The organism is Luteococcus sp. (assembly GCF_043424415.1).
Lineage (GTDB): Bacteria > Actinomycetota > Actinomycetes > Propionibacteriales > Propionibacteriaceae > Luteococcus.
Genome location: NZ_JBHWOO010000089.1, coordinates 1 through 4194, shown reverse-complemented (window position 1 = coordinate 4194; position 4194 = coordinate 1). Strand labels below are relative to the sequence as shown.

Below are 4194 nucleotides of genomic sequence, written 5' to 3'. Positions count from 1 at the left end.
CAACCACACCGCTGCGCAGGCCAACGGCCGCCAGCCGGTCGCGTTCGTGTTCCTGCAGAACTACATCGACCTGTTCTCCACCCAGGCGTTCCGCCACTCCATGACGAACCTGCTGCTGTTCACCGCGGCGTTCCTGGTGGGCGCGATGGCGATCGGCTTCGTGTGGGCCTGGCTGCTGGAGCGCCCCCTGGCCGGTGGCCGCTTCTTCCAGACCGTCTACCTCTTCCCGATGGCGATCTCCTTCGTGGCCTCCGGTGTGGTGTGGCGCTGGCTGCTGAACTCCAACCAGGGCGAGAACGCCTCGGGCCTGAACCGGCTGTTCCAGATGGTGGGGCTGGACTTCCTGCAGAACCCCTGGTGGAACAGCATCACCTTCGGCATCCTGGCGATCGCCCTGCCGGCGGTGTGGCAGCTGTCCGGCTACGTGATGGCACTGTTCCTGGCCGGCTTCCGCGGGGTCCCCGACGAGCTGCGCGAGGCGGCCCGGGTGGACGGCGCCACCGAGATGCAGATGTACCGCCACGTGATCTTCCCGCAGCTGACCCCGGTGCTGATGAGCGCCCTGGTGATCATTGCGCACATGTCGCTGAAGTCCTTCGACCTGATCATGTCGATCTCGAAGCCGGCGAACCACCAGACCAAGGTGCCTGCTGTGGACATGTTCGTGTTCAAGTCCAGCTACGACTACGCCAACGCCGCCGCGGTGGGCACCATCCTGCTGGTGGTCATCGCGGTGCTGATCGTGCCCTACCTCATCCACCAGAGCCGGGAGCGCCGCCGATGACCACCGCGACCCCCGCCGCGGGCCTCGGCAACCCCCAGGCCGCGCCCACTCCGCCCCGCACGCGCAACGCCCCGGACCCGGGCAAGCGCGCCCTGGCCCGCACCCTGCGCTACGCGCTGCTGCTGGCCGGCGTGGTGTTCGTGTTCATCCCCGTCTACGTGCTGTTCGTTACCAGCTTCAAGGGCGTGGGCGATGCGTCCCCGGCCCGTGCCTGGCTGCTGCCCACCACCTGGACGCTGGAGAACTGGGCCAGTGCCTGGGAACAGCTCGCTCCCGCCATCGGCCGCACCGTCTCGATGGTGGTGCCCTCCACAATCATCTCCGCGGTGCTGGGCTGCCTGAACGGCTTCGTGCTCTCCCGCTGGCGGTTCCCCGGGGCCGACATCGTGTTCACCCTGATCCTGTTCGGCATGTTCCTGCCGTACCAGGCGGTGATGATCCCCCTGCTGGAGCTGGTGCTGGCCCTCCAGATCCCCAACGGGGTGCCCTCGCTGATCCTGCTGCACGTGGTGTTCGGCATCCCGATCACCACCCTGATCTTCCGCAACTACTTCGAGACCGTCCCCCATGAGCTGATGGAGGCCGCGAAGGTGGACGGCGCCGGGATGCTGCGCACCTTCTGGTCGGTGGCGCTGCCGGTGGCGATCCCCGGCTTCGTGGTGGTGCTGATCTGGCAGTTCACCAGCGCCTGGAACGACTTCCTGTTCGCGGTGTTCTTCTCCACCCCGAACAACGGCCCGGTCACCCTGGTGCTGAACAACATCGCCAACGGGGCCCTGCTCACCAACTACGGCGTCTCGATGGCCGGCGCGCTGCTGGCGTCGCTGCCCACGCTGCTGGTGTACGTGATCCTCTCGAAGTACTTCATCGCTGGGCTGATGTCCGGCTCGGTGAAGGGCTGATGCGATGCGCGGCCGGATCGGGCTCCAGCTCCTGCCGGCCGCGCTGCTGATCGCCCCGCTGGTGCTCGTCTCCTGCACGCCCCCGCAGGCGTGCACGGAGGTCGGGGCGTCCAACGGGGTGAGCGTCGTCGTCGGCCCGGAGGTCGTTGCCGAGTCATGGATGGCCGAGGTGTGCGTGGACGGTGTGTGCGCACGCAGCGAGACCTACGTGGGCCAGGAGTTCACGCAGAACGGCCTGGACCAGACCTTCGTGCAGATCGACGGGATCGATTCGACGCAGCCCGTTGAGGTCGAGGCGGCCCTGCTCGATGGCGACGGAGCCACCCTGCGCGGACCTGTCACCGTGACCGTCACTCCCGTGGTGGTCCAGCCCAACGGGCCCGAGTGCCCGCCCACCGCGTACCAGGCGCAGGTGGACCTCAGCCAGGAATAAGGCTCGGCGCTCGGCCTCGGCCCCGGCGCTCGACCCCAGTCGCGGCGCGTCCGTTTAGCCCCGGTGCTCGATGGTCTGCTCGAGTGCGCTCTCCAGGTCACCGGCGAAGCGGGCCAGGTCGCGGCTGAAACGGCTGAGGTCCTCATCGCTCCAGCCACGCAGCGATTCCCCGAGGATCTCCGATGCGCGGTCGGCGTAGGCGGCCAGCACTTCGCCTCCCGCGTCGGTCAGCTCGACGATGACGGCGCGGCGATCCTCCGGATCGGGGCTGCGCTGCACGAAGCCGCGCTCCAGCAGGGTCTTGACCTGCATGGTCATGGTGGACTTGTCCACGTTCTGCCAGGAGGCCAAGGCGCTCATCCGCTGCGGGCCGGCTTTCTGAAGGTGTCCGAGAAGGTGGGTCTCGTTGGGGGAGAGGCTGGTCCCGGTGCGTCGGTGCAGCCAGCGCTGGGTCCACCGCTGGATCTCCGCCACGGTGCGCCGCAGCTCCCGGGCGACCACCGCCCGGCCCTCGACCTCCCGCCCGTCTCCCTGCTCCACGCCGACTCCTCGCCGATGTCGTTGAGTTCTCAACGTGACGGCCCGTTGAGACGGTTGCCGACTTCTCCGAGTACACCCGGGCCCAGACCGCAGTGGATCTGCTGTCGGATTCCGGCTTCGAGGTGGGCGCCACCCGCATCGTGGGCCATGACCTCAAGAGCGTGGAGATCGTGCGTGGCCGCATGAACTACGGCAAGGCGGCCCTGTTCGGTGCCGGCTCCGGTGCCTGGTTCGGTCTGCTGATCGGCCTGCTGATGGCGATCTTCGTGCCGATCGGCTTCCTGAGCACGCTGCTGGGGGCTGTGGTGTTCGGTGCGGTGTGGGGCGCGATCTTCGGCCTCATCGCCTTCGCCGCCCAGGGCCAGAACCGCAACTTCCACTCCCAGTCCACCATGAAGGCCAGCTCCTACACCGTGGAGGTGCCCTTCGATCGCGCGCAGTCCGCGCTGGAGATCCTCAACAGGGGCCGCTGACCTCGTCAGCCCTCAGCCGACTGGCAGTTCCTCGCCGAGGAACTGCCTTGTCTGCGTCCAGGCCTGCTGAGCCGCTTCGGCGTGATGGAGAGCAGGGTGGGGGTTGTCGAAGGCATGACCGGCGCCTTCGTGCAGCTCGAATCGCACCTGCTGCCGTGCGCCGCTGTCGGTGACGGCCTCGCGGATCTGCTCCACCTGCTCCATGGGGATGAAGGCATCGGCGGTGCCGAACACGTGCAGGCTGGGTACGCTCACCGATCCTGCCCTCTCCAGCAGAGTGGGCAGTGCGGAGCCGTAGTAGCTGACCAGCACCGCGGGGGCCGTGCCCTGCTCGGTCGCGGTGGCCGTGGCGGAGAACGCCAGGCCGCCGCCGTAGCAGAAGCCCATGATCCCTACCCTCTCGGCATCGACCGAGTCGTGGGCGCGCAGGGCGTCCAGCGCCGCGATCGCGTCGGACTCGGCGCGTCCCCAGGGCAGGGCCTGCGTGAGTGCCACGCCCTCGCCGAGCCACGTCTCGAAGTCCTCACCGTCGGGCAGGCCCACCACCGGCGGGTCCAGTCGGGCGAACAGCTGCGGCGCCAGCACTGCGTAGCCCAGCTCGGCCAGCTGTGCACAGCGCTGCTCGATGTAGTCGGTAAGCCCGAAGATCTCCTGCAGCACCACCAGGCCCGGGACCGCTCGGTCGGTGCTGCCGGGGCCGGGCGGGAGCCATAGCAGGCCAGGCAGGTCGCCGTCGTCGGTGGGGATCAGGAGCGTCGTCGCAGTCACGTCGCGACTGTACCGTGAGGGCCAGGGGCGGGGCTTACTCTTACCTGGGCCCACGCCCGCCGGTCACGTCCCGGTGCCCGCCTACCCGCCTGCCAGGTCCACGACCCCGTCTGTCACGTCCCCGAGGAGCCATCATGACCATGCTCGAGGAGCGCTGGAGCGCCGCCTACCACGAGGGCGTCACCCGCCACGGCCTGGACTACCCGGCAGGGTCCCTGGTGGACGAGCTCGACGTCGCCACCCGCACCTGGGCCCACAAGCCCGCCCTGGACTTCTTCGGCCGCCGCACAGAGA

The 4194-nt window shown here is 68.7% G+C and carries 5 protein-coding genes and 1 pseudogene; 4 read left to right on the top strand and 2 right to left on the bottom strand.

Going from position 1 to position 4194, the window contains the following annotated elements:
• From ACHFFZ_RS05290 to ACHFFZ_RS05280, 3 genes are all read left to right on the top strand, one after another.
• A partial coding sequence (locus tag ACHFFZ_RS05290) for a carbohydrate ABC transporter permease (protein ID WP_394275617.1) occupies window positions 1-784 on the top strand: 784 nt, incomplete at its 5' end.
• The gene (locus tag ACHFFZ_RS05285) at window positions 781-1686 is read left to right on the top strand and encodes a carbohydrate ABC transporter permease (RefSeq protein WP_394275616.1); all 906 of its coding nucleotides are present in this window, start codon (window positions 781-783) and stop codon (window positions 1684-1686) included. The genes ACHFFZ_RS05290 and ACHFFZ_RS05285, both read left to right, overlap by 4 nt.
• Before the next feature lie 4 nt (window positions 1687-1690).
• On the top strand, window positions 1691-2119 hold the full coding sequence (locus ACHFFZ_RS05280) for a hypothetical protein (protein ID WP_394275615.1): 429 nt from the start codon (window positions 1691-1693) through the stop codon (window positions 2117-2119).
• Window positions 2120-2173: 54 nt separating this feature from the next.
• On the opposite strand, the gene ACHFFZ_RS05275 is transcribed toward ACHFFZ_RS05280, so the two are convergent.
• Complete coding sequence (locus tag ACHFFZ_RS05275; protein ID WP_394275614.1) at window positions 2174-2659, bottom strand: MarR family winged helix-turn-helix transcriptional regulator; 486 nt, start codon at window positions 2657-2659, stop codon at window positions 2174-2176.
• Between the two features lie 62 nt (window positions 2660-2721).
• Here ACHFFZ_RS05275 and ACHFFZ_RS05270 point away from each other — a divergent pair.
• A pseudogene (locus ACHFFZ_RS05270) lies at window positions 2722-3132 on the top strand (general stress protein); the annotation flags it as partial.
• A gap of 12 nt (window positions 3133-3144) precedes the next feature.
• Here the strand turns inward: ACHFFZ_RS05270 and ACHFFZ_RS05265 are convergent.
• On the bottom strand, window positions 3145-3900 hold the full coding sequence (locus ACHFFZ_RS05265) for a dienelactone hydrolase family protein (protein WP_394275613.1): 756 nt from the start codon (window positions 3898-3900) through the stop codon (window positions 3145-3147).
• Between the last annotated feature and the right edge of the window lie 294 nt (window positions 3901-4194).

Excerpts from the sequence above, each read along its gene's own strand:
- ACHFFZ_RS05285 (WP_394275616.1), top strand. The coding sequence starts at position 781 with ATGACCACCGCGACCCCCGCCGCGGGCCTCGGCAACCCCCAGGCCGCG.
- ACHFFZ_RS05280 (WP_394275615.1), top strand. The coding sequence starts at position 1,691 with ATGCGCGGCCGGATCGGGCTCCAGCTCCTGCCGGCCGCGCTGCTGATC.